The organism is Microbacterium sp. AG238 (assembly GCF_003610405.1).
GTDB lineage: Bacteria > Actinomycetota > Actinomycetes > Actinomycetales > Microbacteriaceae > Microbacterium.
Genome location: NZ_RAQC01000001.1, coordinates 1,198,637 through 1,224,802, shown reverse-complemented (window position 1 = coordinate 1,224,802; position 26,166 = coordinate 1,198,637). Strand labels below are relative to the sequence as shown.

Annotated in this window: 23 protein-coding genes; 16 read left to right on the top strand and 7 right to left on the bottom strand. The window is 70.4% G+C overall.

Annotated features, from left to right (window positions below):
* Positions 1–42 precede the first annotated feature (42 nt).
* Both DEU36_RS05810 and DEU36_RS05805 read right to left on the bottom strand, forming a co-directional pair.
* On the bottom strand, positions 43–2,094 hold the full coding sequence (locus DEU36_RS05810) for a YhgE/Pip family protein (protein ID WP_120263321.1): 2,052 nt from the start codon (positions 2,092–2,094) through the stop codon (positions 43–45).
* On the bottom strand, positions 2,091–4,916 hold the full coding sequence (locus DEU36_RS05805; protein WP_120263320.1) for an MMPL family transporter: 2,826 nt from the start codon (positions 4,914–4,916) through the stop codon (positions 2,091–2,093). The genes DEU36_RS05810 and DEU36_RS05805 overlap by 4 nt, the downstream gene beginning before the upstream one ends.
* Before the next feature lie 126 nt (positions 4,917–5,042).
* On the opposite strand from DEU36_RS05805, the gene DEU36_RS05800 reads away from it, so the two are divergent.
* Positions 5,043–5,660, top strand: coding sequence for a TetR/AcrR family transcriptional regulator (locus DEU36_RS05800; protein WP_120263319.1), 618 nt, complete (start codon positions 5,043–5,045; stop codon positions 5,658–5,660).
* Positions 5,661–5,694: 34 nt separating this feature from the next.
* Here DEU36_RS05800 and DEU36_RS05795 read toward each other — a convergent pair whose 3' ends face one another.
* Positions 5,695–6,684 carry an o-succinylbenzoate synthase gene (locus DEU36_RS05795; RefSeq protein ID WP_120264384.1) on the bottom strand — a complete coding sequence of 330 codons (990 nt, stop codon included), beginning with the start codon at positions 6,682–6,684 and terminating at the stop codon, positions 5,695–5,697.
* 47 nt (positions 6,685–6,731) lie between these two features.
* On the opposite strand from DEU36_RS05795, the gene DEU36_RS05790 reads away from it, so the two are divergent.
* The 3 genes from DEU36_RS05790 to DEU36_RS05780 are packed head-to-tail and all read left to right on the top strand — an operon-like array spanning position 6,732 to position 9,789.
* Positions 6,732–7,631 (top strand): 1,4-dihydroxy-2-naphthoyl-CoA synthase, encoded by a 900-nt coding sequence (locus tag DEU36_RS05790; RefSeq protein WP_120263318.1) that lies wholly within the window; start codon positions 6,732–6,734, stop codon positions 7,629–7,631.
* A gap of 17 nt (positions 7,632–7,648) precedes the next feature.
* Positions 7,649–8,809: an AMP-binding protein gene (locus DEU36_RS05785; RefSeq protein WP_120263317.1), complete on the top strand. Its 1,161-nt coding sequence runs from the start codon at positions 7,649–7,651 to the stop codon at positions 8,807–8,809.
* A gap of 11 nt (positions 8,810–8,820) precedes the next feature.
* Positions 8,821–9,789: a 1,4-dihydroxy-2-naphthoate polyprenyltransferase gene (locus DEU36_RS05780; RefSeq protein WP_120263316.1), complete on the top strand. Its 969-nt coding sequence runs from the start codon at positions 8,821–8,823 to the stop codon at positions 9,787–9,789.
* Between the two features lie 18 nt (positions 9,790–9,807).
* Here DEU36_RS05780 and DEU36_RS05775 read toward each other — a convergent pair whose 3' ends face one another.
* Positions 9,808–10,065 carry a DUF4229 domain-containing protein gene (locus DEU36_RS05775; RefSeq protein WP_120263315.1) on the bottom strand — a complete coding sequence of 86 codons (258 nt, stop codon included), beginning with the start codon at positions 10,063–10,065 and terminating at the stop codon, positions 9,808–9,810.
* 53 nt (positions 10,066–10,118) lie between these two features.
* Between DEU36_RS05775 and DEU36_RS05770 the strand changes: the two genes are divergently transcribed.
* On the top strand, positions 10,119–10,526 hold the full coding sequence (locus tag DEU36_RS05770) for a PLD nuclease N-terminal domain-containing protein (protein WP_120263314.1): 408 nt from the start codon (positions 10,119–10,121) through the stop codon (positions 10,524–10,526).
* Between the two features lies 1 nt (position 10,527).
* The gene (menD, locus tag DEU36_RS05765; RefSeq protein WP_120263313.1) at positions 10,528–12,357 is read left to right on the top strand and encodes a 2-succinyl-5-enolpyruvyl-6-hydroxy-3-cyclohexene-1-carboxylic-acid synthase; all 1,830 of its coding nucleotides are present in this window, start codon (positions 10,528–10,530) and stop codon (positions 12,355–12,357) included.
* A 21-nt stretch (positions 12,358–12,378) separates the two neighbouring features.
* On the opposite strand, the gene DEU36_RS05760 is transcribed toward menD, so the two are convergent.
* Positions 12,379–13,671 carry an isochorismate synthase MenF gene (locus DEU36_RS05760; RefSeq protein ID WP_120263312.1) on the bottom strand — a complete coding sequence of 431 codons (1,293 nt, stop codon included), beginning with the start codon at positions 13,669–13,671 and terminating at the stop codon, positions 12,379–12,381.
* A 25-nt stretch (positions 13,672–13,696) separates the two neighbouring features.
* Between DEU36_RS05760 and DEU36_RS05755 the strand changes: the two genes are divergently transcribed.
* The 10 genes from DEU36_RS05755 to DEU36_RS05710 all read left to right on the top strand — a co-directional run bounded on the left by DEU36_RS05755 (position 13,697) and on the right by DEU36_RS05710 (position 23,604).
* The gene (locus tag DEU36_RS05755) at positions 13,697–14,230 is read left to right on the top strand and encodes a DUF402 domain-containing protein (RefSeq protein ID WP_310790737.1); all 534 of its coding nucleotides are present in this window, start codon (positions 13,697–13,699) and stop codon (positions 14,228–14,230) included.
* Between the two features lie 161 nt (positions 14,231–14,391).
* On the top strand, positions 14,392–15,129 hold the full coding sequence (gene ubiE / locus DEU36_RS05750) for a bifunctional demethylmenaquinone methyltransferase/2-methoxy-6-polyprenyl-1,4-benzoquinol methylase UbiE (RefSeq protein WP_120263310.1): 738 nt from the start codon (positions 14,392–14,394) through the stop codon (positions 15,127–15,129).
* Positions 15,130–15,222: 93 nt separating this feature from the next.
* Positions 15,223–16,233: a polyprenyl synthetase family protein gene (locus DEU36_RS05745; protein WP_120263309.1), complete on the top strand. Its 1,011-nt coding sequence runs from the start codon at positions 15,223–15,225 to the stop codon at positions 16,231–16,233.
* A gap of 53 nt (positions 16,234–16,286) precedes the next feature.
* On the top strand, positions 16,287–17,660 hold the full coding sequence (locus DEU36_RS05740) for an FAD-dependent oxidoreductase (RefSeq protein ID WP_120263308.1): 1,374 nt from the start codon (positions 16,287–16,289) through the stop codon (positions 17,658–17,660).
* A gap of 10 nt (positions 17,661–17,670) precedes the next feature.
* Positions 17,671–18,036 (top strand): hypothetical protein, encoded by a 366-nt coding sequence (locus tag DEU36_RS05735; protein ID WP_120263307.1) that lies wholly within the window; start codon positions 17,671–17,673, stop codon positions 18,034–18,036.
* Between the two features lie 141 nt (positions 18,037–18,177).
* Positions 18,178–19,440: an extracellular solute-binding protein gene (locus tag DEU36_RS05730; protein ID WP_120263306.1), complete on the top strand. Its 1,263-nt coding sequence runs from the start codon at positions 18,178–18,180 to the stop codon at positions 19,438–19,440.
* Positions 19,437–20,372 carry a carbohydrate ABC transporter permease gene (locus tag DEU36_RS05725; protein ID WP_120263305.1) on the top strand — a complete coding sequence of 312 codons (936 nt, stop codon included), beginning with the start codon at positions 19,437–19,439 and terminating at the stop codon, positions 20,370–20,372. Before DEU36_RS05730 ends, DEU36_RS05725 begins: the two co-directional genes overlap by 4 nt.
* On the top strand, positions 20,372–21,220 hold the full coding sequence (locus tag DEU36_RS05720) for a carbohydrate ABC transporter permease (protein WP_094262209.1): 849 nt from the start codon (positions 20,372–20,374) through the stop codon (positions 21,218–21,220). The genes DEU36_RS05725 and DEU36_RS05720 overlap by 1 nt, the downstream gene beginning before the upstream one ends.
* Positions 21,221–21,266: 46 nt before the next feature.
* Complete coding sequence (locus DEU36_RS05715) at positions 21,267–22,562, top strand: ABC transporter ATP-binding protein (RefSeq protein ID WP_120263304.1); 1,296 nt, start codon at positions 21,267–21,269, stop codon at positions 22,560–22,562.
* A 64-nt stretch (positions 22,563–22,626) separates the two neighbouring features.
* The gene (locus DEU36_RS05710; RefSeq protein ID WP_120263303.1) at positions 22,627–23,604 is read left to right on the top strand and encodes an alpha/beta hydrolase; all 978 of its coding nucleotides are present in this window, start codon (positions 22,627–22,629) and stop codon (positions 23,602–23,604) included.
* A gap of 4 nt (positions 23,605–23,608) precedes the next feature.
* Here DEU36_RS05710 and DEU36_RS05705 read toward each other — a convergent pair whose 3' ends face one another.
* Positions 23,609–24,925, bottom strand: a complete 1,317-nt coding sequence (locus DEU36_RS05705) for an Nramp family divalent metal transporter (RefSeq protein ID WP_183045302.1) — start codon at positions 24,923–24,925, stop codon at positions 23,609–23,611.
* Between the two features lie 131 nt (positions 24,926–25,056).
* Positions 25,057–25,992 carry a dihydrodipicolinate synthase family protein gene (locus DEU36_RS05700; RefSeq protein WP_120263302.1) on the bottom strand — a complete coding sequence of 312 codons (936 nt, stop codon included), beginning with the start codon at positions 25,990–25,992 and terminating at the stop codon, positions 25,057–25,059.
* Positions 25,993–26,166: the final 174 nt, after the last annotated feature.

Below are 26,166 nucleotides of genomic sequence, written 5' to 3'. Positions count from 1 at the left end.
GCCCCCGCCTCAACGTGGAGGCGGGGGCGGAGCTGTACGGAGTCAGGCGGTCGCGGGCTGGAGCACGGCGCGCACCGAGGTCGTGCGCGCACGCGCCGTGACGATCACCGTGACCACGAGTGAGATCGCCGTCCACACGAGCAGTCCCGCGATCGCGGCTCCGGCACCTCCGGCCGAGGTGAGCACCGCGAGCAGGCCCTGATAGGCGGATGCCGTCGGCAGCAATCCCGCGATCTGCGAGAGCACTCCCGGCACGGTCGAGACGACTCCCGTGGCCACCGCCAGCACAGCGACGCCCGCTGCGACCCACCGGCCGGCTCCGCCGAGCAGGGCGACGAGCGCCTGGTTCACCGCGGCGAAGGCGACGCCGGCGAGGGCGGAGAGCCCGGCGAATGCGGCCCAGGTCCATGGGTCGTACGACGCAGCGAGCTGCACGACGACGGCCACGAGCACACCCTGCACGAGCCCGACCACGGCGGCCGGAGCGAATGCTCGCAGGGTCAGCAGGAACGAGGGGCGGCGCGAGGTCAGCGCGCCGCGGGGGACCGCCTGCAGCGCGACGAACGAACCGATCGCGCCGAGCCAGAGGGCGAGGCCCGTGAGGAGCGGGATCGCCGAGGCGCCGAACAGCTCGGATCCCAGGCCTTCGGCGGCGACCGGTGCAGCGACCACGCTGGCGAGGTCGGTCGCCTGCTGGTCGGTGTACGAGGGCAGCGCCGCGGTCGCGGTGTCGAGGCCGTCGGCGAGGGTGCCGGTGCCATCGGCGAGCGTGCCGACGCCCGACGCGAGGTCGGTCGCGCCTCCGGACAGCTCGCCCGCCCCGGACGAGAGCTGCGCGGCGCCATCGGCGGCGGACACGGCACCGTCGGCCAGTGCCGAGGCGCCGGAAGCGAGCTGGCCGCCTCCGGTAGCGAGCGCGTCGGCGCCGTCGGCGAGCTCGGTCATGCCGTTCGCGAGCTGTGTCGCCGCGCCCGCGGCCTGCTGCAAGCCTGCGATCAGCTCGGGAGCGGATGCAGCGAGGCCCGAGACCTGTCCGGCGATCTGGCCCGACTGGCCGATCACTCCGGTGACCTCCGGCAGTGCGGTCTGCGTGCGGGCGGAGACGGAGCGGAGCGCGTCGCAGACCTGCGCCGACCCGCCATCGGCCTCGCAGCTCGCCGACACTGCGGCCAGCTCGTCGGCGGCCTGCGTCACACCGCTGGCGATACGGTCGGAGTTCTCGGCGAGGTATTGCGCGCCGGCGACCGCTTCGGCGGGGATCTCGGGAACGCTGAGTCCGTTCAGCGACTGCGAGAGCTGCGTGGCGAACTCATTGGTGCCGCCGGCGAGCGTACGTGCGCCCCGCGCCCACGTGGTGAGCCCGGTCTGAGTCGCCGCGGCGCCGTCGGAGAGTTGCGAGGCGCCGGTTGCGAGCTGACCGACTCCGTCCGAGAGGGTCCCAGCGCCGCTCGCCAGCTGACCGGCGCCATCGGCGAGCTGGGTCGCACCGTCGGCCGCCTGCCGACCGCCGTCGGCGAGCTGATGCGCTCCCGAGGCGGCATCCCCGAGCTGGTCTCCCAGGGTCGTGAAGCCGAGGAAGACGTTCTCGAGGTACACCGTCGAGAGCTGCGAGCCCATGAGCGATGTGGCGGCCTGTGTGATCTGTGCCGTGATCGCGTCGTCGACGACGAGACTGTCGGGGGCGGTGTCGACGCGGATCGTGGCCTTCTCCGGAGTTCCCCCGGGAGCGGTCGATGTGGCTGCTGCAGAGAACCCGCTCGGAATGGTCACGACGGCGTCGTACGTGCCGTCGGCGAGCCCGGTCCGCGCGTCCTCGTCGTTGGAGATGACCCAGTCGAGGTTGCTCGGAACCTCGTCGGAGCCGGCGACGAGGCCCGCAGTCAGCTGCCGGCCGAGCGGCGCGAGCTGGCCGTTGATCTCGACGGCCTGATCGTCGTTCACGATGGCCGCGCGCATGTTGTCGAGCCGTTCGACGGGGTTGTAGAGCGCGGCGACCAACACGCCGCCGATGAGGACGGGCAGCAGGATGACGCCGACGATCGTCAGCCAGGTGATGGGCTTGCGCGAGCGGGCGCGCTCGATGGGCAGGGTCATGACGAGATCACCTCGGTGTTCGGGTGTGACGGTTCGGACGCGGACGCCGCGGATGCACCGCCGTGCAGGGGGAGGGAGTGGGGTGTCGCGCGATGCGCTTCGGCGAGGATGTCGAGGACGCCGAGCTCGCGCCGGACGACAGCCACGACGGTGAGCGCGCCGGCCCCCGCGTGGCGGTCGTCGAGATCGGATGCCGCGTCGCGGAGCACCGCCGCGGCCTGGTCGCGGTCGGCGCCGGCGAGGGCGTCGAGACCGTCGACGACCACGATCGTCGCACCGCCGGCGGTGGCGCGACGGAGCTCGGCGACCGGGTCGGTCGCGTCGTCGAGCAGCGCGAGGCCGACGTGCGAGCGGACCCACGGCGCCCGCTCCGGCAGCAGGTGGCCGCCGACGCGGAGCAGTCCGCCGTCGACGCGGAGACGCCCGGAGACGGCGAGGGCGAAGGCGCGGCCGACCCGCGGATCGGGGTGCGAGACGACGAGCGATTCGCCCGGCTCGACGCGGAAGGTCGCGTCGGTGAAGACCGCGATCCGGCCATCGTCGTCGGCGTGGACGGCGACCCCTTCTCCGACCAGGGCCGCCGAGGTGTTGCGCTCGGGCCATTCGCGCAGCGACAGCTCGCGCTCGACGGCCTCGCCCTCGATGTCGAAGTGGGGCAGGATGCGGTCGAGCCAGCGCGGCATCCACCACGCTTTCTCGCCGAGGAGGGCCATGACGGCCGGCACGAGCGTCATACGGATGAGGAAGGCGTCGACGGCGATGCCGACTGCGAGCCCCAGAGCGATGGGCTTGATCGACGAGTCGCCTTCGGGGACGAACGCCGCGAACACGGCGAACATGATGACCGCCGCCGCCGTCACGACGCGTGCCGACGAGGTGAATCCGGAGCGAACGGCCCGGACGGCGGTGAGGCGGTCGGCGCGGCCACCGCGGTCACGGCGGGCGTGGACGTAGTCCTCGCGCATCCGCGAGACGAGGAACACCTCGTAGTCCATCGCGAGGCCGAACAGGACGCCCATCAGGATGATCGGCATGAAGCTGATGACAGGTCCCTCGCGGGTGACGTGCAACAGGTCGGCGAACCAGCCCCACTCGAAGACCGCGGCGACGACGCCGAACGCGGCGAGCACCGACAGCAGGTAGCCGAGGGCGGCCTTGATCGGAACCCAGATCGATCGGAACACGATCGTCAGGAGGATGAGGGAGAGCCCGACGACGAAGACGCCGAAGGGAAGCAGTGCTTCGCCGAGCCGGTCGGAGATGTCGATGCCGACAGCCGTGAACCCGGTGACCTTCAGGTCGACGCCGTACTCGTCGAGCAGACGGTCGTGCTGGGCGCGCAGCTCGCGCACCAGGTCGGCGGTCTCGGGCGAGTCGGGTGCGGTCTCGGGAACGATCTGGACGAGACCGGTGTCGGCGGTCTCGTTGGGTGTCGCGAGCGCCACCTCCTTCACGCCGGGGATCGTCGCGATGTCGTCGCCGATGTCCTGCATCAGGGTCAAGGGGTCGTTCGAGGTGACGATGGTGCCCGTCATGATGAGCGGGCCGTTCGCGCCGGGACCGAAGTGTTCGGCGGTGAGGTCGTATGCCTGCCGGGCCTCGCTCGAGGGCGGCTGGACGCCCGCGTTGGGGAGGGCGAGGGTGAGGCTGGCCGACGGGATCGCGACGATGCCGAGACCCACCACGACCGCGATCGTCGTGACGAGCGGATGCCGCGTGACGCCGCGCACCCAGCGCTCCGAGAACGATCGACGGGGCGTTGCAGGACGCTTGCGCGACCGCTTCGCCCGGCGGGGCCAGCCGGCGACCCGCGCTCCGGCGAATCCGAGGAGAGCGGGGGTGAGGGTGACGGCGACGACGACGGCGATCGCGACGGCGACCGCTGCCGCGATGCCCATCGTCGTGAGGAAGGGGATGCCGGCGAAGCTGAGACCGATCAACGCGATGAGCACCGTGATACCGGCGAAGGCGACCGACGATCCCGCGGTGCCGGTGGAGCGTGCGGCCGACTCCTCGGGATCCATGCCCGCGCGCACCTGGTCCTGGTGACGCGCGGCGATGAAGAGCGAGTAGTCGATTCCGACGGCGAGACCCAGCATGACCGACAGCAGAGGCGTCGTCGACGACACCGAGGCGAACTGCGTCGCGACGAAGATCATCGCCGTCGCCAGCGCGACACCGATGAGAGCGCTGACCAGCGGGAACCACGAGACGGCGAACGAGCGGAAGGTGACGATGAGGACGAACAGGGCCACGAGCACGCCGATCACCTCGACGATCGACAGTGCCGGGATCGATGTCGAGAACAGATCGCCGCCGAGCGCGATCTGCGTGCCCGCGGGCAGATCGGCGCGCATCCGGTCGGCCACCGCGGTGAGCGCGTCTTTCGTCTCGCCGCTGACCGAGGTCGCCTCGCCGTCGAACTGCACGCGGACGATAGCGGCCCGGTCGTCCTCCGAGACCAGCCCCGAGACCGTCTGGTCGAACGGGTCGGTCACGGCGAGGACATCGTCGCCGAGGTCGCCGAACGCGGTCACGGTGTCGGCGACCTCGGTGGCGAACGGGTCGTCACGAACGCTCTGGCCCTCGGGGGCGACGATGACGAGCTGAGCACTCGTGCCGCTCGCCTGGGGGAACGTGCGGTTCAGCAGCTCCAGCCCCTCCTGCGCCTCGGTTCCCGGGATCGAGAAGGAGTTGTCGGTGCCCTTGTTCAACAGGGCGGCGCCGCCGCCGGCGATCACGAGGATCAGCAGCCAGGAGACGAGCACCCGCCACGGGTGACGGAACGACCAGCGTCCGAGGGTGAACAGGAGTGTGGACACGGGCGCTCCAGGTCTGATCGATCGTCATGGTTGTTCGATACAGCGCTGTATCCGATACACCAATGTATCCTAGGGTCATCCCTCATCGGTCAGGCTGGACGATCGGTGTGAAACACGAGGAGCACCATGGATGCCGAGGCCCGCCCGGCCACCCGAAGCCGCGAGAACACGCGCGCCCGGTTGCTCGACGCCGCCGCCGAGGTCTTCGCCGAGGTCGGTCTAGACGCCGCCTCCGTCGAAGCGGTGTGCGACCGCGCCGGGTTCTCGCGTGGCGCGTTCTACTCGAACTTCGACTCGAAGGGCGAGCTCTTCCTCGCCCTGGTCGAGCGCTCATCCAGCGAGAAGCTCGACCTCGTCGCCGACCGGGTTCGTGCTCTCGACCGCACCGCAGCGCCCGACCCGTCCTCGCTCGTCCCGGAAGTCGTCGGCGTCTCGCTCGCGGGCATGGAGCCCCGGCTGGTGTCGGAGCTGCGGGCGCAGGCACTCCGCGACGAGCGGATGGCCGAGGCGTACCTGCGCCTCCAGGACGGCATCATCGAGCGCGTCCGGGTGATCGTCGACGACATCCGGAAGGTCTACGAGCTGCGGTTTCGCTTGCCGACGACGGAGGTCGCGCAGCTCATGGTCGATCTCGCCGACGCGACGTGCGAACGAGCGGCGATCGAGGGCCTGGGCGAAGCCGAGACGACGCGGTTGCTCCACGAGCGGATCGGGCAGCTCGCGACCGCCCTTCTCGACGCCTGAGGCCCGTGCGACCCGAGGCCGATGCGACCTGAGGTCAGCGCTGTCGCGCGAGCACGGCGTGGCACCGCTCGAGGCGCTCACGCCACCACTGCTGCCGGTCCGCTGACGGGGCGAGTGCGGTGACGGCATCCCGGTCGACCGCGACCCGCCCGGTCGCGAGCTCACCCGAGACCGGACGCAGGGCGGGGCTTGCGACGTCGGCGGCGAACAGCGAGGCCGTTCCCAGCCCGCAGTCGAAGTCGAGCTTGGGCAGAGCCGCCGCCAGGGCGACCCCCATCGACAGGCCGACGCTCGTGTCGAGGGCGCTCGAGACCACCGCGGGAAGTCCCGCCTCCGCGACGATCGCGAGCGCACGTCTCACGCCTCCGAGCGGCTGCGCCTTGATGACGAGCAGGTCGGCGGCGCCGGCCCGTGCCACCGCCAGCGGGTCGGCGGCTTTGCGCACGCTCTCGTCGGCGGCGACGGGAATCCCCATGTAGCCCACGCGGCGGCGCAGTTCCGCCAGCTCGTCGACCGTGGCGCAGGGCTGCTCGACGTACTCCAGATCGAACTCCGCCAGGGCGTGGAGCGCGTGCTCGGCCTCGTCGAGATTCCACGCGCCGTTCGCGTCGATCCGCACGCGCCCCTCGGGGCCGAGCGCCTCGCGCACTGCCCGCACGCGGGCCACGTCGTCGGCGAGCACCTGGCCGCGCTCCGCGACCTTGACCTTCACTGTGCGGCATCCGTCGTACCGCGAGAGCACCTCGGCGACGCGCTCGGCCGCGACGGCGGGAACGGTGGCGTTGACGGCGACACGCTCGCGGATCGGCGCGGGCATCGCGGTCCAGCCGAACTCGATGGCGGCAGCCAGCCAGGTCGCGGCCTCGTCGTCGTCGTACTCGGTGAACGGCGAGAACTCCGTCCAGCCCTCGGGCCCCTCGAGCAGCAAGGCCTCTCGCACGTCGACACCGCGGAAACGCGTCGTCAGCGGCAGCGCGACGACGTGCGCTCGCTCGAGCAGCTCGGTCAGAGAGGGGAGGGGCAGGGCGGGGTCCACGCGTTCATCCTCCCACCGCGGCATAGGCTGGCGGCATGGTCTCGGAACTGTTCGATCCCGCGGAATGGTCGCTCGCCCCGGGGGCCGACGCGTACACAGACATCACCGCTCACGTCTCGAACGACGGGCGTATCGCGCGCATCGCGTTCGATCGTCCCGAGGTGCGCAACGCCTTCCGCCCGCACACGGTCGACGAGCTGTACCGCGCGCTCGACACCGCGCGCCAGGACCCGCGCATCGGCGTCGTGCTGCTCACCGGCAACGGACCCAGCGCGAAGGACGGCGGCTGGGCGTTCTGCTCGGGCGGCGACCAGCGCATCCGCGGCCGCGACGGCTACAAGTACAGCGACGACGAGACCGCCGTCGCCGACCCGGCGCGCGCCGGACGCCTCCATATCCTCGAGGTGCAGCGCCTCATCCGGTTCATGCCGAAGGTCGTCATCGCGGTCATCCCGGGATGGGCGGCCGGCGGCGGGCATTCGCTGCACATCGTGTGCGACCTCTCCATCGCCTCGGCCGAGCACGGCCGGTTCAAGCAGACCGACGCGGATGTCGGGTCGTTCGACGCCGGTTACGGCTCGGCGTACATGGCGCGCCAGGTGGGGCAGAAGATCGCCCGCGAGGTGTTCTTCCTCGCGGAGGAGTACTCCGCCCAGCGCGCCTACGAGATGGGCGCGGTCAACCGTGTCGTCCCGCACGCCGAGCTCGAACGGGAGGCGATCGCGATGGCCCGCACGATCCTCGGCAAGTCGCCCACCGCGATCCGCATGCTGAAGTTCGCCTTCAACGCGATCGACGACGGGATGGTCGGCCAGCAGGTGTTCGCGGGCGAGGCGACCCGTCTCGCCTACGGCACCGACGAGGCCGTCGAGGGACGTGACGCCTTCCTGCAGAAGCGCGACCCCGACTGGTCGCCCTACCCGTACCACTTCTGAGACGACTCGCCTCTGATATGTCGGTCGATCTCGTCTCCGTCGCATCGGAGCCCCGCGAGGTGCTCCGGGCTCTCCGGCAGACCCTCGACGGTGCCGGGCCGGCCCTCGCCCTCGGTGTACCCGCCGGCCCGAGCGCCCCGGCGCAGGCTCCGCCCGGAACCGTCGCCGTCGTGACGACGTCGGGGTCGACGGGGGTGCCCAAGAGCGTCGTGCTCAGCCGTTCGGCCCTCATCGCCAGCGCCACCTCGACCGCGGCCCGCATCGGCGAGGGGCGCTGGCTCCTCGCCCTCTCGCCCGGGTACGTGGCGGGGCTGCAGGTGATGGTCCGCAGTCTGCTCGCGGGTCACGAGCCGGCCGTCCTCGCGGGGTCGTTCTCTCCCGCCGCGTTCGCCGCGGTCACCGCGTCGATGTACTCGAGCATCGGCGGGGAGCGTGCGGCGATGTTCACCTCGCTGGTCCCCACCCAGCTCGCCGACCTGCTCGATGCGGCCGAGACGGATGCCGCCGTCGCCGACGCTCTGCGGGCCTACGAGGCGATCCTCGTGGGCGGACAGGCGCTCCCGCTGCCGCAGCGCGAGCGGGCCGCGCGGCTGGGGGCGCGCATCGTGCGCACCTACGGCTCGACGGAGACGAGCGGCGGTTGCGTCTACGACGGCGTCCCGCTCGATGGAGTGGGGGTGCGGATCGTCACCGGCGAGGTGCAGCTCTCGGGCCCGATGCTCGCCGACGGCTACCTCGGCGAGCCGGGCCGCACGGCGGCATCCTTCATCGTCGACGACGGTGTGCGCTGGTACCGCACCGGCGACGCCGGCGAGTTCGACGGGCACGTGCTGCGGGTCACGGGTCGCATCGACAACGTCATCATCTCCGGAGGCGTCAACATCTCGCTCGACCGGGTCGAGGCCGTCGTCCGGGAGCACGCGGGGCTCGCGTCGGCGGTGGTCGTCGCGATCCCCGACGAGCGATGGGGGCAGTCGTCTGCCGTCGTCGCCGAGAACGCGGCGCTCGCCGAGATCGGCGTCGACGAGTCGGCGCTGCTCAGCGAGCTCCGGGTGGCGGTCGGCGACCGGCTCGGCAAGCCCGCACGCCCAGCGCGCGTCGTCGCTGTCGATCGCATGCCCGTACTCGCGAGCGGCAAACCCGACCGCGCGGCGGTGCGTCGCATGCTCGCGATCTAGGATGATCCCTCGTGGCTCGTTCGTCTCGCTCCCCGAAGTCGTCCCGTCCCGCGCAGCGCGGCGGCAACCCCGCCAAGCGCGGCCTCGTCTCGGCTCCGCCGCCGCGCAAGGCCACGGCTCGCGACTGGATCGGTGCGGCGCGCCTGCGCACGCTGCCGCTCGCGATCACCCCGGTCCTCATCGGCACCGGAGCGGCGATGCTCGTCGACCGGCAACTGCATGGGGTCATCGCGCTGTGCTGCCTCGTCGTCGCCGTCGCGCTGCAGATCGGCGTCAACTACGCCAATGACTACAGCGACGGCATCCGCGGCACGGACGACGTGCGTGTCGGCCCTGCCCGCCTGACCGGGGGCAGGCTCGCGCGCCCCCGTACCGTGCTGATCGTCGCCCTGGCGTTCTTCGGACTCGCGGCCGTCGCCGGCATCGCGATCGTCGTGCGGACGGGGCACTGGTGGATGCTGCTGATCGGGGCGGCCTGCGTCGTCGCCGCGTGGTTCTACACCGGTGGCAAGCGTCCGTACGGTTACGCGGGTCTGGGCGAAGTGTTCGTCTTCGTCTTCTTCGGACTGGTCGCCACCGTGGGCACCACCTTCGTCCAGGCGGGATCGGTGCCGCAGGAGAGCTGGCTCGGCGCGGTGGGTGCGGGTCTGCTCGCGTGCGCCGTGCTGCTGGCCAACAATCTCCGCGACATCGATCAGGACCGGATCGCGGGCAAGCGCACCCTCAGTGTGCTGATCGGGGCGACGGCGACACGCGTCGTGTTCACCCTGTTCGTGCTGGCGCCGTTCGCGATCGCCGTCCTGCTCGCGCTGGTCTACCCGATCGCCTGGCTCAGCCTGTTCGCGCTCCTGCCCGCCCTGTCGGCGATCCTCATCGTGTGGACGTACCGCCAGCCGCGCGAGCTGGTCGTCGCGCTCGCGCTGACGTCGTTGACCTCGGTCGCGTACGGCGCTTTCCTGCTCTGGGCCTTCGTCGGCTGACCTCGGCGCGAGCCCGCGTCAGGACGCGGCGTCTTCGGCGTCGGCGTCGGCCTGGGCGCCGGAGCGACGCGTGCGCCGTTCCGCGAGGCCCGAGGCGACGTCGTCGAGCGGTCGCCGCAGGAAGATCATCGACAGGCTCAAGCCGATGAGGGCGGCGAAGATCGCCGAGAGCCAGTAGTACTCGCGCATGATCGGGAACAGCATCATGATGCCGAACGGGATCAGGAAGGCGAGGAGCCGCAGCACCGAGTAGACGACGGCCGAGCGGGCATTCATCCGGCCATTCTACGTCCGGGCCGAGTGGCCTGTCGGACGCCTAGGATGGGAGGATGGCGCGGCTCCTGCTCATCGGTGTGCTGCTGGCACTCGCCTTCTGGGTGTACAGCATCGTCGATTGCGCCCTGCAAGACGCCACGCGTCACCGCGGCGTCAGCAAGCCGGTCTGGATCCTCATCGTGGTCCTGCTGCCCGTGCTGGGCGGCATCCTCTGGTTCGTCGTGGGACGAGCCCGCCGTCGTGCGAGCGCTCCTGCCCGCCGCGCGCCGGACGACGACCCCGACTTCCTCGGGAGCCTCGGATCGACGCGCGACCAGGACGAGCGCATCCGCCGTCTCGAGGAGGAGCTCGCGGCACTCGACGCCGAGGCCGACGACCCGCGTGACACCCCACCGACTCGGTCGTCGCAGAGCGACGACGATGCTGAGGGACCGGCCGGTTCACGCGGCCCGCGGGCCTGACATGGGCGGAGCCCGACACGCTCCCACGCCGCCGGACCGGGCGCCCGCGACCGACGCCGCAGCGGCGCTTCTGGGCGCACTCGTCGCCGGGGGAGTGCGCCACATCGTCCTGAGCCCGGGATCGCGGTCTCAGGCGCTCGCTCTCGTGGCGGCGGAACTGGAGCGGCGGGGTCTCGTGCGTCTGCACGTCCGCATCGACGAGCGCGTCGCCGGGTTCACCGCTCTCGGCATCGGACGAGAGACGCGGATGCCGGCAGCTGTCGTGTGCACGTCGGGAACGGCCGTGGCCAATCTGATGCCCGCGGTGCTCGAAGCACACCACTCCGGGGTTCCGCTGCTGCTGCTGACCGCCGACCGGCCGCCCGAACTGCGAGGTATCGGAGCCAATCAGGCCACGCGGCAGCCGGGGATGTTCTCGGGTTTCGTCCGGCTCGAGGTCGACGCCGTGACACCGGAGACCGTCGACGACGAACCCACCGCGGCGCAGTCGGCCGAGATCGCTGCGCTCGCCGTCGAGGCGCTCGCGGCGACGCGCGGCGATCGATCGCATCCTGCCGGCCCGGTGCACCTCAACCTGCCGTACCGCAACCCGCTGTCCGGTGCGCTCCCGCCGTGGCTGATCGACACCGACACCGACACCGACGCCGACACCGCGTCGGCGCTCGCCGCGGCTGCCGCGGGCACGGACGCCGACGAGGCGGCCGACGCCACCGTCTCGGGTGCCCACTATCAGGGTGGCGGCGGGATCGGACAGGCGGAGCCCGCGACGCCCCTTGAGCCGGTGGAACTCACCCGCGGTCCGAACACGCTCGTCGTCGCGGGCGCCGACGCCGGTCCGGCTGCGGAGGACCTGGCGCACGCGGGGGGCTGGCCGCTCATCGCCGAGGTCGTCAGCGGAGCGCGCTTCGGGCGCCATCTCGTGCACGGGTACCGAGCGGTCCTCGCCCGCGCCGAGCTCGCCTCGGAGGTCGAACGGGTCGTGGTGTTCGGGCATCCGACCCTCAGCCGTGAAGTGGCCGCGCTGCTCTCGCGAACGGATATCGAGGTCTGGGCCGTGCGCGGCCCGGGCGAGGATCTCAACCTCAACGGCACGACGACCGCGGTCTCCGCAGTGTCGGTCGCGACCGGCGAGACCGACCGGGACTGGCTGGGTGCCTGGATGCGGGCGTCACGCGAGGAGGCCGTCGACCTGAGCCCCGCGGCCCCCGATGCCGATGGGCTCGCGTCGGCGGTGCCGCAGGAGCGACTCGGCGCCATCTCGGCCGAGATGGCCGTCCTCAAGGCTCCGCTCGACCGCGAGTCGCTCGTCGACGCCGTCTGGCGTGCGAGCTGGCCGCACGATCGTCTGCTCTTCGCCTCGTCGAGGCTCGTCCGCGTGGCCGACACGGTGCTCGGCGGCAAGAAGGTGCCGGTGCACGCCAACCGTGGTCTCGCTGGCATCGACGGCATCATCGCGACCGGCATGGGCATCGCTGTGGCGAGCCAGGACGACGCCCGGGCGGGCGTCACCCGCGTGCTCACGGGCGACCTGTCGCTGCTGCACGACGTCGGCTCGCTGCTGCTCCCCGGCTCCGAGGATGAGCCTCGGATCCAGGTCATCGTCGGCAACGACGGCGGCGGGACGATCTTCGACGGGCTCGAGGTCGCCGGCACCGCACCGCCGGAAGCCGCGGACCGGGTGCTCTTCACACCGCACGAGGCGCGGCTCGAGCAGCTCGCGCTCGCGTACGGCTGGGAGTATCGACGCGTCACGACGCGCTCGGCGCTCGATCAGGTGCTCACCTCGCCCGTCGGCGGACGTCAGCTCATCGAGGTTCCGCTCGCCCGCTGAGCCGACGAGGCTGCACGTGGCTCAAGCGAGCGCGTCGATGATCGGGCGGAACTTCACCCGCGTCTCGAGCATCTCCGACTCCGGGTCGCTCGCACCCACGATGCCCGCACCGGCGTACGCGGTGAAGGGCATCGAGACGCCGTCGTCGGCGCGGTCGCCCGGACGGAACTGCGCGCACCGCAACGCGATGGCCCACTCGCCGTCACCGTGCGCGTCGATCCATCCGACGGGTCCGGCATATCGCCCCCGGCTGAACGGCTCGAGGCGGCGGATCTCGTCGAGCGCGGTCGGCGTCGGCGTTCCCGCGACGGCGGCGGTGGGGTGCAGCACTGCGACGAGGTCGAGGGCCGAGGCATCCCCGGCGAGCTCCCCCTCGACGTCGGTGGCGAGGTGCCAGACGTTCGGCAGCTTGAGCATGAACGGCTGTTCTCCGGCGACCAGCGACGAGGTCGACGGACGGAGCGCGTCGAGGACGCTGCGCACCGCATATCCGTGCTCGTCGAGGTCCTTCGTGCTGGTCGCCAGCGACAGGGATGCCGCCGTGTCGGCGTCGGCGTCGGCGCCACGGGCGATCGTTCCCGCGAGCACGCGCGCGGTGACGGTACCGCCCGAAACGGTGACGAGGGTCTCGGGGCTCGCCCCGATGAGACCGTCGACGGCGAACGCCCATGTGTCGGGATACGCCGACGACAGGGCGCGGACGAGACGCCGGAGGTCGGCGTGCGGGGGTACGGTCCCCGCGAGATCGCGGGCGAGGACGACCTTCTGCAGGTTTCCGCCGGTGATCGCGTCGACGCCGGCGCGCACGATCTCCTGATATCCGTCCGGAGTCAGCGCGCCGGGACCGGTCGTCGCCGACCAGTGCGGGCCGAAGCCGATCGTCGCGGGCAGGGCAGCGGTGGGATCCGAACCATCCGCGGTGATCGACGTCACCCACGCGCGCGACCCGCGACGACCCACGATGACCCGGGGCACGGCGAAGTGCAGACCCGGTGTCGACGCGTCGGCGCGGTCGTCGGGACGAGGATCGAACGGCAGGGCGCCGAACGCGACGAGGCCGGAACCGGGCAGCCCGACCGGATCATCGATCTCAGCGACGGCGACCGTTCGGCGCCACCAGTCGGCGGCCTCGCGGGGACCGGGGTTCGCCTCGGCTGAATCGAAGGCCGCGGCGGTGCCGCGCCCCACGAGGATGTCGCCCCGGCGCGACCACACCGTCGGGTCGTGCGGGTCGGCGAAGACCAGCAGCTCGTCGGGTGCCTCGATCTCGCGAGTGACCACGCGCAGCCGGGCGGCGGGCGCAGAATCGTTCACCCGACCAGCCTAGACTCGGCGCGTGATGCTCCGCCCCGAGCCGGGAACTCCGGTGACCTTCCGCTGGCGCAAGTGGAACGGCGGAACCCACTGGGTGCACGCCTGCACGTACCTCGGCAGCGACGAGCACGGCGACTGGTTCGGCCAGCGTCCGGGCGACCGCAGCAGCCGGCCCGGGCGCGACTTCGTCGCGACGCATCCCGGTGTCATGCTCCTTCCGCCCGTCGGTGAATGGGTCCTCACGATGAACGCCCCGCCGCATCCGACCCGCGTCTACATCGACATCGCCTGGGACGCCCGGTGGGACGAGGGCGGCGAGCCCACCGCGATCGACATGGACCTGGATGTCGTCGACTCCGCCACCCGCGGCATCTGGATCGACGACCGCGACGAGTGGGACGAGCACCGTGTCGCCTACGGCTACCCGCTCGAGATCGTCGCCGACCTCGAGGCCCTCGCGGTCGATCTCGAGGCCGCCGTCACCGCGCACCGTCCGCCCTTCGACGAAGCCACCGCCGCCCACTGGCTCGGCATCCTGGCCTCCCTCCCCGCCCCCTGACCCCCGTCTCACCCCCGTCTCACCCCCGTCTCACCCCCGTCTCACCCCCGTCTCACCCCCGCGAGGTCCCACTTCGGCCGGGAAACACCGGCTCATACCCGGCCGAAGTGGGACCTCGCGGAGCGGGGCTCGCGGGGCACCGCCGCACCTAGACTCGAACCGTGACCAGCGAGCCCAACCGCGCCGACCTCGGCAAGGATCCGTCGCGCGTGAGCGGCATGTTCGACCAGGTGGCCGGCGCCTACGACCGCACCAACGACGTCCTCAGCCTCGGCCAGGACCGCCTCTGGCGCATCGCGGCCACGCGCGCGATCGACCCGAAGCCGGGGGAGCGCATCCTCGACCTCGCCGCAGGAACGGGAGCGAGCTCGGTCTCGCTCGCCCGCAGCGGCGCCGAGGTCGTTGCTGCAGACTTCTCACCGGGCATGATCGCCGAGGGCGTCCGCCGGTACGGTGCGCAGGCGCCGGGCGGCGGCATCCCGAATCTGTCGTTCGTCGAAGCGGATGCCACGAACCTGCCCTTCGAGGATGCCGAGTTCGACGTCGTCACCATCTCGTTCGGCCTCCGCAACGTCAACGAGCCGAAGAAGGCGCTCGCCGAGATGCTGCGCGTCACCAAGCCCGGTGGCCGCCTGCTCATCAGCGAGTTCTCGCAGCCGCCGTCCCGCGCCTTCGCCGGGCTCTACCGGTTCTACAGCGACCGGGTCCTGCCTCGGGTGGCGCGCCTGGTGAGCTCCAACGCCGAGGCGTACGACTACCTCAACGAGTCGATCCGCGACTGGCCCGACCAGCGCACCCTCGCCGGATGGATCCGCGAGGCCGGCTGGGACGAGGTCGCGCACCGCGATCTGTCGTTCGGCATCGTCGCGCTGCACCGCGCTGTCAAGCCCGCCGTCTGAACCGGCCGGCGCGGATCGGCGTCGTCGCCCGGCCGGTAGGCTGGAGCCGTGACATCGAGCCCATCCGCGCCGCGGCTGGCGAAGCACCTCGGGATGACCGAGCGCATCTTCGCCGGACCCCGCACCCGCAAGCTGCTCGCGACCGTGGAAGCCGGGCTCGAGCGCGTCGAGACACGCCTCGGCGATGAGCTCACCGTCAGCGACGCGCTGGTCGACGCCAAGACGCGCTACCTGTACGAAGCCGGCGGCAAGCGGCTGCGGCCCATGCTGGCGCTGCTGACCGCTCAGCTCGGCAACGGTGCGACCGAGGACGTCATCGCCGGCGCCGCCGCGCTCGAGCTGACGCACCTCGGTTCGCTCTACCACGACGACGTCATGGACGGTGCCGACAAGCGGCGCGGCGTCCCCAGTGCGCACGAGGTGTGGGGGAACAACGTCGCGATCCTCACCGGTGACCTCCTCTTCTCGCGGGCGAGCCAGCTGATGGCGCGCATCGGCGAGCGAGCGATCCGCGTGCAGGCCGATACCTTCGAGCGTCTGGTGCTCGGACAGATGCACGAGACCATCGGCGCACAGCCCGACGACGACCCTGTCGAGTTCTACATCCAGGTGCTCGCCGACAAGACCGGCTCGCTCATCGCCGCTGCGGCCCAGGTGGGCGTGCTCTTCTCGGGCGGACCCGAAGAGCTCGCCGAGCCGCTGCTCGCGTTCGGCGAGAAGGCCGGCGTCGCCTTCCAATTGCTCGATGACGTCATCGACCTCTCGGCCGACCCCGAGGCGACCGGCAAGGTACCGGGAACCGACCTGCGCGCCGGGGTGCCGACGATGCCCTATCTGCTGCTGACCCGCGCCGGCGACGACGCCTCCCGCGAGCTCGCCGCCACGATCGACCGCGGTGTCACCGAGATCGCAGAGGGTGCGGATCCCGCGATCCTCGACGAGCCGCTCGCCCGTCTGCGCGACCACGATGTGACGGCGCAGACACGGCGGCTCGCCGAGAAATGGGCCGATGACGCCGTCGCGGCTCTCGCGCCGCTGCCCTCCGGCGCCGTGCGCGACGCACTGACCCGGTTCGCCGAGGTCGTCGTCGACCGCGCCAGCTGACACAGACCCCCGCTGCGCCCGCGCCCGGGTGCGACCAGGAACGAGGAACATCCATGACCAAGCTGAGGCTGGCCATCGTCGGAGCCGGGCCCGCCGGCATCTACGCCGCGGATCTGCTGCTGAAGGCCGAGCGCAAGTTCGACGTCTCGATCGACCTGTTCGACCACCTGCCTGCGCCCTACGGGCTCGTCCGTTACGGCGTGGCGCCCGACCACCCGCGCATCAAGGGCATCATCAACGCACTCCGCGACGTGATCGACAGCGGCGACATCCGTCTGTTCGGCAACGTGCGCTTCGGCGAGGACATCACGCTCGACGACCTCAAGCACCACTACAACGCGGTCATCTTCGCCACCGGGGCCGTCCGCGACGCCGCGCTCGACATCCCCGGCATCGACGCCGACGGCTCATACGGCGCCGCCGACTTCGTCAGCTGGTACGACGGCCACCCCGACTTCCCGCGCGAGTGGCCGTTGGATGCCGCCTCCGTCGGCGTCATCGGCAACGGCAACGTCGCGCTCGACGTCGCTCGCGTGCTCGCCAAGCACGCCGACGACCTCCTCGTCACCGAGATTCCCGCCAACGTCTATCAGGGGCTCCGTTCGTCGGCCGTGACCGACGTCCACATCTTCGGACGCCGCGGACCCGCCCAGGTGAAGTTCACCCCGCTCGAGCTGCGTGAGCTCGGCGACCTGCGCGACGTCGACCTCGTCGTCTACGACGAGGACTTCGACTACGACGAGGCGTCGAAGGCGGCGATCGCATCGAACAAGCAGGTGATGGTCATCGACCGGGTGCTGCAGTCGTGGCGGCAGCGCCCGAGCGTCAACGGCACCGGGGGAGAGGCCTCGCGCCGCCTGCACCTGCACTTCTACGCCAAGCCCGTCGAGGTCAAGAAGGATGCCGCCGGCCGCGTGGCCGCCCTCGTCTACGAGCGGACACGCCCCGACGGGCAGGGCGGGGTCGAAGGCACCGGTGAGCTGCGCGAGGTCGCGCTCCAGGGCCTCTACCGCGCGGTGGGCTACTTCGGTTCGCCGCTGCCGGGCGTACCCTTCGACGCCACGCACGGCGTCATCCCGAACCACGAGGGACAGGTGCTCCACGAGGACTCGAACGAGCGCGTGCCCGGCGTCTACGCCACGGGTTGGATCAAGCGCGGGCCCGTGGGACTCATCGGTCATACGAAGTCCGACGCCATGGAGACCGTCCGCCACGTCATCAACGACCAGGGCTCATGGTGGCAGCCGGCCGATCCGTCCGAACAGGGGGTGCTCGACCTGCTGACCGAGCGCGGTGTGGCGTGGACAGACCTCGACGGCTGGCACCGGCTCGACGAGCACGAGATCGCGCTCGGGGCGCCCGCCGAGCGCGCGCGGGTGAAGGTCGTCGATCGCGACGAGATGGTCTCCATCTCGCGTGGCGAGTGAGGACAGGGCGATGACTTTTCGGAGCAAGCAGACTCTCGACGCGTGGATCGAGGAGTTCCAGCGGTTCGGGTACTCGCTCGCTGTGAAGGTGATCCCGCAGGACGGCAGCCTCGGTCGTGACACCGGACTCGTCGCGATCAACATGATGAACGCGCAGACCGTCACCTACATCGAACCCGACGTTCCCGGCGGCAACACGTGGCGCATCACGTTCGAGGCGCGCGAGACCGAGCTGCGCCTCGGCGCGGGCGGCGCCCTCGCCCTGTCGACCGAGCTCGCGATGGTCTCGACGCTCTGCGCCTTCCTCGAGACGAAGTCGCGTGCCTTCGACGGCGACGATCCAGCCGAGATCGAGAGCCCGGTAGCCGAGGCCTGATCGCTTGGCCGGACCGCCCGATGTACTACAGCGCATCGGGTTGGGCAACCCGTGGTCGCAGCGTTCCTCCGACGCCATGATGGGGGAACGCCCGGTGCCGTGAGCGCGCCGGGACGCGACGATACGGAACGAGGAGGCCCGATGCGCACGACCCGGGTCCTGGCAGCCGCATCGGTGGTCGCACTCGCTGCGACGCTCGGCGCCTGCGCCCCCGATGATGGTGTGCCCACGCTCACCTGGTACATCAACCCCGACGACGGTGGGCAGGCGCGCATCGCCGCAGCCTGCACGGATGCCGCGGAAGGTGCCTATCGCATCGAGACGTCGCTGCTGCCGCGCGACGCCGCGTCGCAGCGTGAGCAGCTGGCTCGCCGCCTCGCTGCGGGCGACGCCTCGCTCGACATCATGAGCCTCGATCCGCCGTTCATCCCGGAGCTCGCCGAGCCTGGGTTCCTCGACGACGTTCCCGAGGAGCTCCAGAACACCGACGGCATCGTCCAGGGAGCCATCGACTCCGCGAGCTGGGGTGGCGAGCTGGTGACCGTTCCGTTCTGGGCCAACACGCAGCTGCTCTGGTATCGGCAGTCGGTGGTCGACGCGGCCGGTCTCGACATGTCGCAGCCGGTCACGTGGGACGACATCATCGCCGTCGCCGAGGAGCAGGATCTGCGGCTGGGTGTTCAGGGCGCGCTGGCCGAGTCGCTCACCGTGTGGATCAACGCTCTCGTCGCGTCGGCCGGCGGCGAGATCCTGAAGAACCCCGAGGCCCCGGCCGACGAGCTCGAGCTGGGGCTCGACAGCGACGCCGGCCGCGCCGCCGCGGACATCATCCACCGCATCGGAGCCGAGGGGCTCGGCGGCTCAGGGCTCCCGACCGCCGACGAGAACGCGAACATGAACCTGTTCCAGGGTGAGCAGGGGTCGTTCATGGTCAACTGGCCGTTCGTCTGGCCGGCGATGACCGGCGCCGACCCCGCCATCGCCGATGACCTGGGTTGGGCGGTGTACCCGCGCGTCGATGCCGACACGCCGGCTGCACCTCCCGTGGGCGGCATCAACCTCGGCGTCGGCGCCTTCAGCAAGAACCCCGACCTCGCCTGGCAGGCCGTCGAGTGCATCGTCCAGCCCGAGAACCAGTCGGAGTACTTCGTCACGGACGGCAACCCGCCGTCCAACGCCGCCGCCTACGACGATCCTCGCGTGCAGGAGGAGTTCCCGATGGCCGACACCATCCGCGAATCGCTCGACCTGGGCGTGCCGAGACCGCAGACGCCGTACTACAACGAGATCTCCATCGGGCTCCAGCGCACCTGGCATCCGCCGGCCGCCGTCGACCCCGAGACGACCCCGCGAACGTCGAGCGAGTTCATCCTCGCCGTTCTGCGAGGGGAGCGTCTGCTGTGAGCACGCGCGAGGCCCCGGTGCCGCGGCCCCGCCGCTCCGCGCGAGCGCGCGCCGAGGGACGACTGGGCTGGATGCTGGCTGGTCCGGCATTCGTCATCATGCTGCTGGTCACGATGTATCCGATCGGCCAAGCGCTCTTCGACTCGCTGTTCAGCCTGCGGCTCACGGCCCCCGACGAGCGGTCGTTCGTCCTGTTCGAGAACTACCGGGTCGTCCTCAGCGACCCCGCGTTCTGGCGGTCGATGGGGGTGACGCTCTTCATCACGGTCGTCACCGTGCTGCTCGAGCTCATCCTCGGCTTCCTCCTCGCGCTCGTGATGCACCGGGCGATCAAGAAGCTGCGCGGTCTCGCGCGCACCGCCATCCTCGTGCCCTACGGCATCATCACGGTCGTCGCGGCTTTCGCCTGGTTCTACGCGTTCGACATCAACTCGGGCGGCTACGTCAACAACTGGCTGAGCTGGATCCCGGGGTTCGATCCCGAACTCAACTGGTTCGCCGAGCAGGGCACGTCGCTCGTCGTGATCATCTTCTCGGAGGTGTGGAAGACGACGCCGTTCATCTCGCTGCTGCTGCTGTCGGGCCTCGCACAGGTCCCGGGCGAGCTCGAGGAGGCCGCGAAGGTCGACGGGGCCACGGGGTGGGAGGTCATGCGTCGCGTCATCCTGCCGAACATGAAGGCCGCCATCATGGTGGCGGTGCTCTTCCGCACGCTCGAAGCGTTCCGCATCTTCGACAACATCTACATCATGACCGGCGGCGCGAACGATACCGAGGCGCTGTCGCTGCTGGCGTACAACACCTCGATCGGGCGCCTCGAGATCGGTCTCGGGTCGGCGATCTCGGTGCTGCTGTTCCTCAGCGTCCTGATCATCGCGGCGATCTTCATCAAGGGATTCAAAGTCGACCTGGCGACGGGACGGGACTCCTGATGCGCACCCTCACCTGGCCGCAGCGGATCGGATGGGCAGCGATCATCATCGCCGTGCTCGTGTGGTCGCTGTTCCCCGTGTTCTCGATTCTCATGACGTCGTTCAAAACGCCGTCGGGTCTGTTCTCGGGGACCCTGCTTCCGCAGGAATGGACCCTCGAGAACTACACCGAGATCCTCGCCCCCGGCGGCGGTGCTCAAGACCTGTTCCTGCCGGCGCTGCGCAACTCGGTCGGCATCTCGCTCATCGCGACCTTCGTCGCCGTCGTGCTCGCGACGCTCTGCGCCTACGCGATCGCGCGGCTGGAGTTCCGCGGCAAACGCATCATCCTCGTGACCGCGCTCGCGGTGTCGGTCTTCCCGATCGTCTCGATCGTGACCCCGCTGTTCAATCTGTGGCGGGTGATCGGGCTCTACGACACGTGGCTCGGCCTCATCATCCCGTATCTGTCGCTGACGCTGCCGATCGCGATCTGGACGCTCGCGGCGTTCTTCCGCCAGATCCCGTGGGAACTCGAGCAGGCGGCGCAGGTCGACGGTGCGACGCCGTTCGAGGCGTTCCGCAAGACGGTCGTGCCGCTGGCGGCTCCCGGCGTGTTCACGACGGCGATCATCGCGTTCTTCATCGCCTGGAACGACTTCGTCTACGGCATCTCGCTCACCTCGACGAGTGCGGCGCGCCCCGTGCCCGCGGCTCTGTCGTTCTTCACGGGCGCGTCGCAGTTCGAACAGCCCACGGGCGCGATCTCGGCCGCCGCCATCATCGTGACGATCCCGATCGTCGTGGTCGTCGTCATCTTCCAGCGCCGGATCGTGTCCGGCCTCACGCAGGGCGCGGTGAAGGGATGACCTCCCGCATCCGCGCCGTTGCCACGCTCACTTCGAAGGGAACGTCATGGCCTCCATCACGCTGAAGAACATCGTGAAGACGTACGACGACGGCTTCACGGCGGTGAAGGGCGTCGACCTCGACATCGCCGACGGCGAGTTCGTTATCCTCGTCGGGCCGTCCGGATGCGGCAAGTCGACGCTGCTGCGGATGATCGTGGGCCTCGAGGACATCACGAGCGGCGAGATGCTCATCGACGGCGACGTCGTGAACGACAAGGCGCCGAAGGACCGCGATCTCGCGATGGTGTTCCAGAACTACGCGCTGTACCCGCACCTCACCGTCTACGAGAACATCGCCTTCCCGATGCGACTGAAGTCGAGCAATGTGCCCGAGAACGAGATCGACGAGCGCGTACGCCGGGCCTCGAGCCTGCTCGAGCTCGACGAGCACCTCGAGCGCAAGCCGGCGAACCTCTCGGGCGGCCAGCGGCAGCGTGTCGCGATGGGGCGCGCGATCGTGCGGAACGCTCGCGCGTTCCTCTTCGACGAGCCGCTGTCGAACCTCGACGCGAAACTGCGGGGCCAGATGCGCACCGAGATCGCCCGGCTGCAGCGGTCGCTCGGCACGACGACGGTCTACGTCACCCATGATCAGACCGAGGCCATGACCCTCGGCGATCGCGTCGCGGTGCTGCGCCGAGGCGAGCTGCAGCAGGTGGCCAGCCCGCGCGGCCTGTACGAGCAGCCGGTGAACCTCTTCGTCGCCGGCTTCATCGGGTCGCCGCCGATGAACTTCCTGCACGGCACGGTCGAGGGCGACACCCTCAAGCTGCCGATGTTCGACGTTCCTCTCGATGACCGCCTGCGCCGCGCGATCGGAGACCGCGAGCTCGTCATCGTGGGCGTGCGTCCCGACGCGTTCGAGGATGCCGAGACGTCCGACCGTCCGCTCGACGGGGGCGTCCGGGCCGAGGTCGACGTCGAGATGACCGAGTGGCTCGGCGAGGTGCTGTACGCCTACATCCCGTTCGAGGTCGAGGAGTCGGTGCACAAGAAGCTCACCGAGCTCGATCGTGATCTCGACGGCGAAGGGCTGCGGACCGAGCTCGTCGTGGCACTCGACTCGCTCAGCAACATCCGTGCCGGCGACCCGGCGACGCTATGGTTCTCGCCCGATTCGTTGCACGTGTTCGACCCCGAGACGGGCGACAACCTCACGCGCGACGAGGACCGGGCTGCGATGCTCGAAGAGGATGCCCGGGAGCAGCGCAAGCGCGCGCTGCAGCGTGCCCAGGAACGCGAGGCTCGTCGCAGCGGTTCCGGCGCCGGCGCGGGGACGCGGGAGAGTTCCGCCGCCTGAACCGGCTCGCCCAGCTGCCCGGCTGACCCAGCGCCCGCGGATCTCCACGACCTAGGGTGGGGACATGCGGGTGGACGAGGTGACATGGGGCCCCGATCTGCTGGGTCCCGGTTTCGAGCAGGCGACGCTTCCGCTCGGTTCGGACGACGAGGGCGAGGTCGTCGCGACGCTCGTGCGCGCGATGCCGCATCCGGGTCTCCGTCTGTTCGGGGCCTGGCGTGACATCGACGTGCTGTACGTCCACGGCTGGTCCGACTACTTCTTCCAGACCGATCTCGCCCGCGTGTTCACCGATCGTGGTGCGCGCTTCCATGCCCTCGACCTGCGCAAGTACGGCCGCAGCATCCGCCCCGGTCAGGCCCGCGGCTACGTCACGTCGCTCGACGTCTATGACGACGACATCGAGGCCGCGCTCGCCGCGATGGACACCGAACGTCAGGGCCGGCGGCTCGTGCTTCTCGGGCACAGCACCGGCGGACTCACGCTCACGCTGTGGGCGGCGCGCCACCCGGGGCGAGCTGCAGCCGTAGTCCTGAACAGCCCGTGGCTCGAGCTTCAGCTCGGGCCGCTCGGCAGGCAGGCGGTGGCGCCGCTCGTCGAGGTCCGGGCGCGGTTCGATCCGCGCGGAAGTCATCCCGTGGTCGATCTCGGGTTCTACACGCGGGCCCAGCGCCAGGTTGGGAGCCTGCCGGACGCGCCCGACGGCTGGCGACCCGAACAGGGCTTTCCTACGCATCCCGCCTGGCTCGCCGCCGTCATCGCGGGGCATGCGCGCGTCGCAGCCGGGGTCGATGTCGGCGCCCCCGCGCTCGTGCTGCTTTCGGCCCGCTCGACGTCGCCCCTGCGGTGGAACGACACGATGACCTCGACCGATTCGGTGCTCGTCGTCGACGACATCGCGCGCGCTGCGACCCGCATCGCCGCGACCGTCACGATCGCCCGTATCGACGGGGCGCTGCACGACGTCTTCCTCTCGGCCGCACGCGCGCGAGCCGAGGCCGCCGACCGACTGGTGTCGTTCGTCAGCGGCCTCGACCGGTGAGCGCTCAGCCCGCGATGAGGCTGATCAGCAATCGGATCGAGAGGGCGAGCACCGACAGGAAGCCGACGATGCCGAGCGCGTTCTGCCACCACCGGTTCCGGAGGGGGCCCATGAGTGCCCGGTTGTTCGCCATGACGATGATCAGGGCGGCCAGCAGGGGCGCGAACAGCACCGTGAGGGCCTGTGCGAGCACGATCAGCTCGACCGGCGACGAGCCCGCGAAAGCGACGGTGATGGTGATGCCGAAGGCCAGGATGAAAGCGCTCCCGAGCCGCGCTGTCAGCGTCTCGGCCGACGCGCCGCGCCCGATGGCATCCGAGAGCAACGTGCCTCCCGCGATGCAGTTGGGGATCATCGACGAGAAGGCCGAACCGAAGAATCCCAGCGCGAAGATCCAGGTGCCCACCGGTCCCGCGACCGGCTCGAAAATGCGGGCGAGGCCGACGAAGGCACCGGGCGCATCGGTTCCCGTGTCGAAGAGCACGGATGCCGACACGACGATCACGAGGGCGGTCATGATGCCCGGGGCGACGATGCCGGGGATGGTGTCGACGATTGTGATGTCGCGGTACTCCGACTCGGTGCGTGAACGCGCCTTGGTGCCGTAGGACGCGAAGAAGGCGGCGTTGATCGAGAAATTGGTTCCCACGAGACCGATGATGAGCAGCCAGGCTCCGTCGGGGACGACGGGGATCAGGCCGAGGCCGGCAGCGGCCCAGTCGGGGTTGGAGACGAACGCCGAGACGACGAAGCAGAACGCCATGATCGCCACGATGACGATCAGGATCTTCTCGACGATGCCGTAGATGCCCTTCATCAGCAGGATGGTGGCGACGGCGACCGTGCAGATGACGGTCCACATGACGGGTGAGCTCCCCGGGATGAGCATCGCCAGCCCGACGCCCGAGCCGACGGCGTTGCCCACCGAGAAGCAGAGGGTGATCAGGAAGACGCCGAAGCCGGCGGCGACTCCGGTCCATCGACCGAGGCTGTCTTTGATCGACGAGATGAGCGAGACCGGCGTGCGGATGCCCAGACGCACGCTCATGTCGGTGAGGAACACCATCAGGATGGTCGAGACGATGATGACCCAGATCAGGCCGTAGCCGTAGCCGGCTCCGGCGTTCATCGCGGTGGTGAGGTTTCCCGGTCCGAACTGCCATGCTCCCGCGACGAACGCGGGGCCGATCAGGGCCAGGCGACGCCAGAACGTTCGCCGGACGGGGTTCTTGCCGACGATGCTCCGCACCGTCTCGGTCGAGATCCGGCCGTGGCCGGTCGCGGGGGTGGCGGGTGGACGTGAAGTGGTGCGGTCGCTCATGGGGACTCCTTCGGAGGGCGGCGGGATGCCGCGCAGTCGTCATCGACTTCGAGCCGGCGCTGCAACGCGTCGGGGGAGCGGAACGGGGCGGAGGGGGCGGCCGGGTGCGGGCTCCGGCCGCCCGGGGTGTCTTACGCGGCAACGGTGACGCTGCCGAGCTCGGCCGAGGCGAAGGCCGCGGCGATCTCGGCGTCTGCGCCGGCGGGGAGGGGCAGCAGCGGCTCCCGGACCGTCGCGTGGTCCAGGATGCCACGGTTGACCAGACCCCACTTCAGGGCGACGGTGCCCTCCATGTGTGAGCCACGGTGATAGACCGCCTTCGTCACGGGCAGCAGGCGCTCGTGGATGGCGTGGGCGGCGGCGTAGTCGCGCGCTCTACCCGCGGTGATCAGGTCGACGAGCAGCTCCGGTGCGATGGTTCCGTAGCCGACGAGGAGCCCGTCGACGTCGAACATCGTCGGCAACAGGTATTCGTCGTGGCACGACAGGATCTGCAGGTCGGGGTAAGCCGCACGCAGCGCCGGGATCTCGGTGTACCAGCGACGCATGTTCCGGACGCCGTTCTTCGTGTGGTTCACACCTTCCTGTCCGGCGATCTCGAGTTGGGTGTCGAGGTCGTAGGAGGCCTTGGTGTTGTCGGGGTACTGGAAGAGGATCTCCTCGAGTCCCGACTCTTCCCAGATCGCGCGGTAGCGCGTCTGCGGGGCGCCCGGCTGAAAGCCGAAGCGCAGCCAGCCGTGGGAGGGGTAGACCAGGGCGCCGCGCGCTCCCGCGGTCGCGGCGTCCTTGGCCTCGAGGGCGGCGGTGGCGTTGCCTTCCTTCGTGATGCCGGCGATGATCGGCAGCCGGTCTTCGACGGAGTCGCGGAAAGCGCGGATGACGTCGAGCTGCTCCTTCTCGGTGAGGAAGGTCCCCTCGCCGGCGTGGCCGAGAACCACCAGGCTCTTCACCCCCTCGATGGAGCCGAGCCACGAGCCGAGCCGTGCGATGGCGTCGTAGTCGACGTCGCCGTCGACGGTGAACGGGGTGACAGGGGCGGGGTTCAGGCCGCGGAGGTCGAGGACCATGTCGTCTCCTTGAGTGAGGTCTCGTCGTCGAGATCGGGGAGGTGCCGGATGGCTGTTCCTGTGACCGATAACGTTTGCAGGAACGTTTGCAGTCTGCTCCCGACGATTGTCGATGTCAAGCGCCTCGGGAACGTTCGCGGGAAGGTTCTTGTCGGTCGGTACGTGCCAACTACA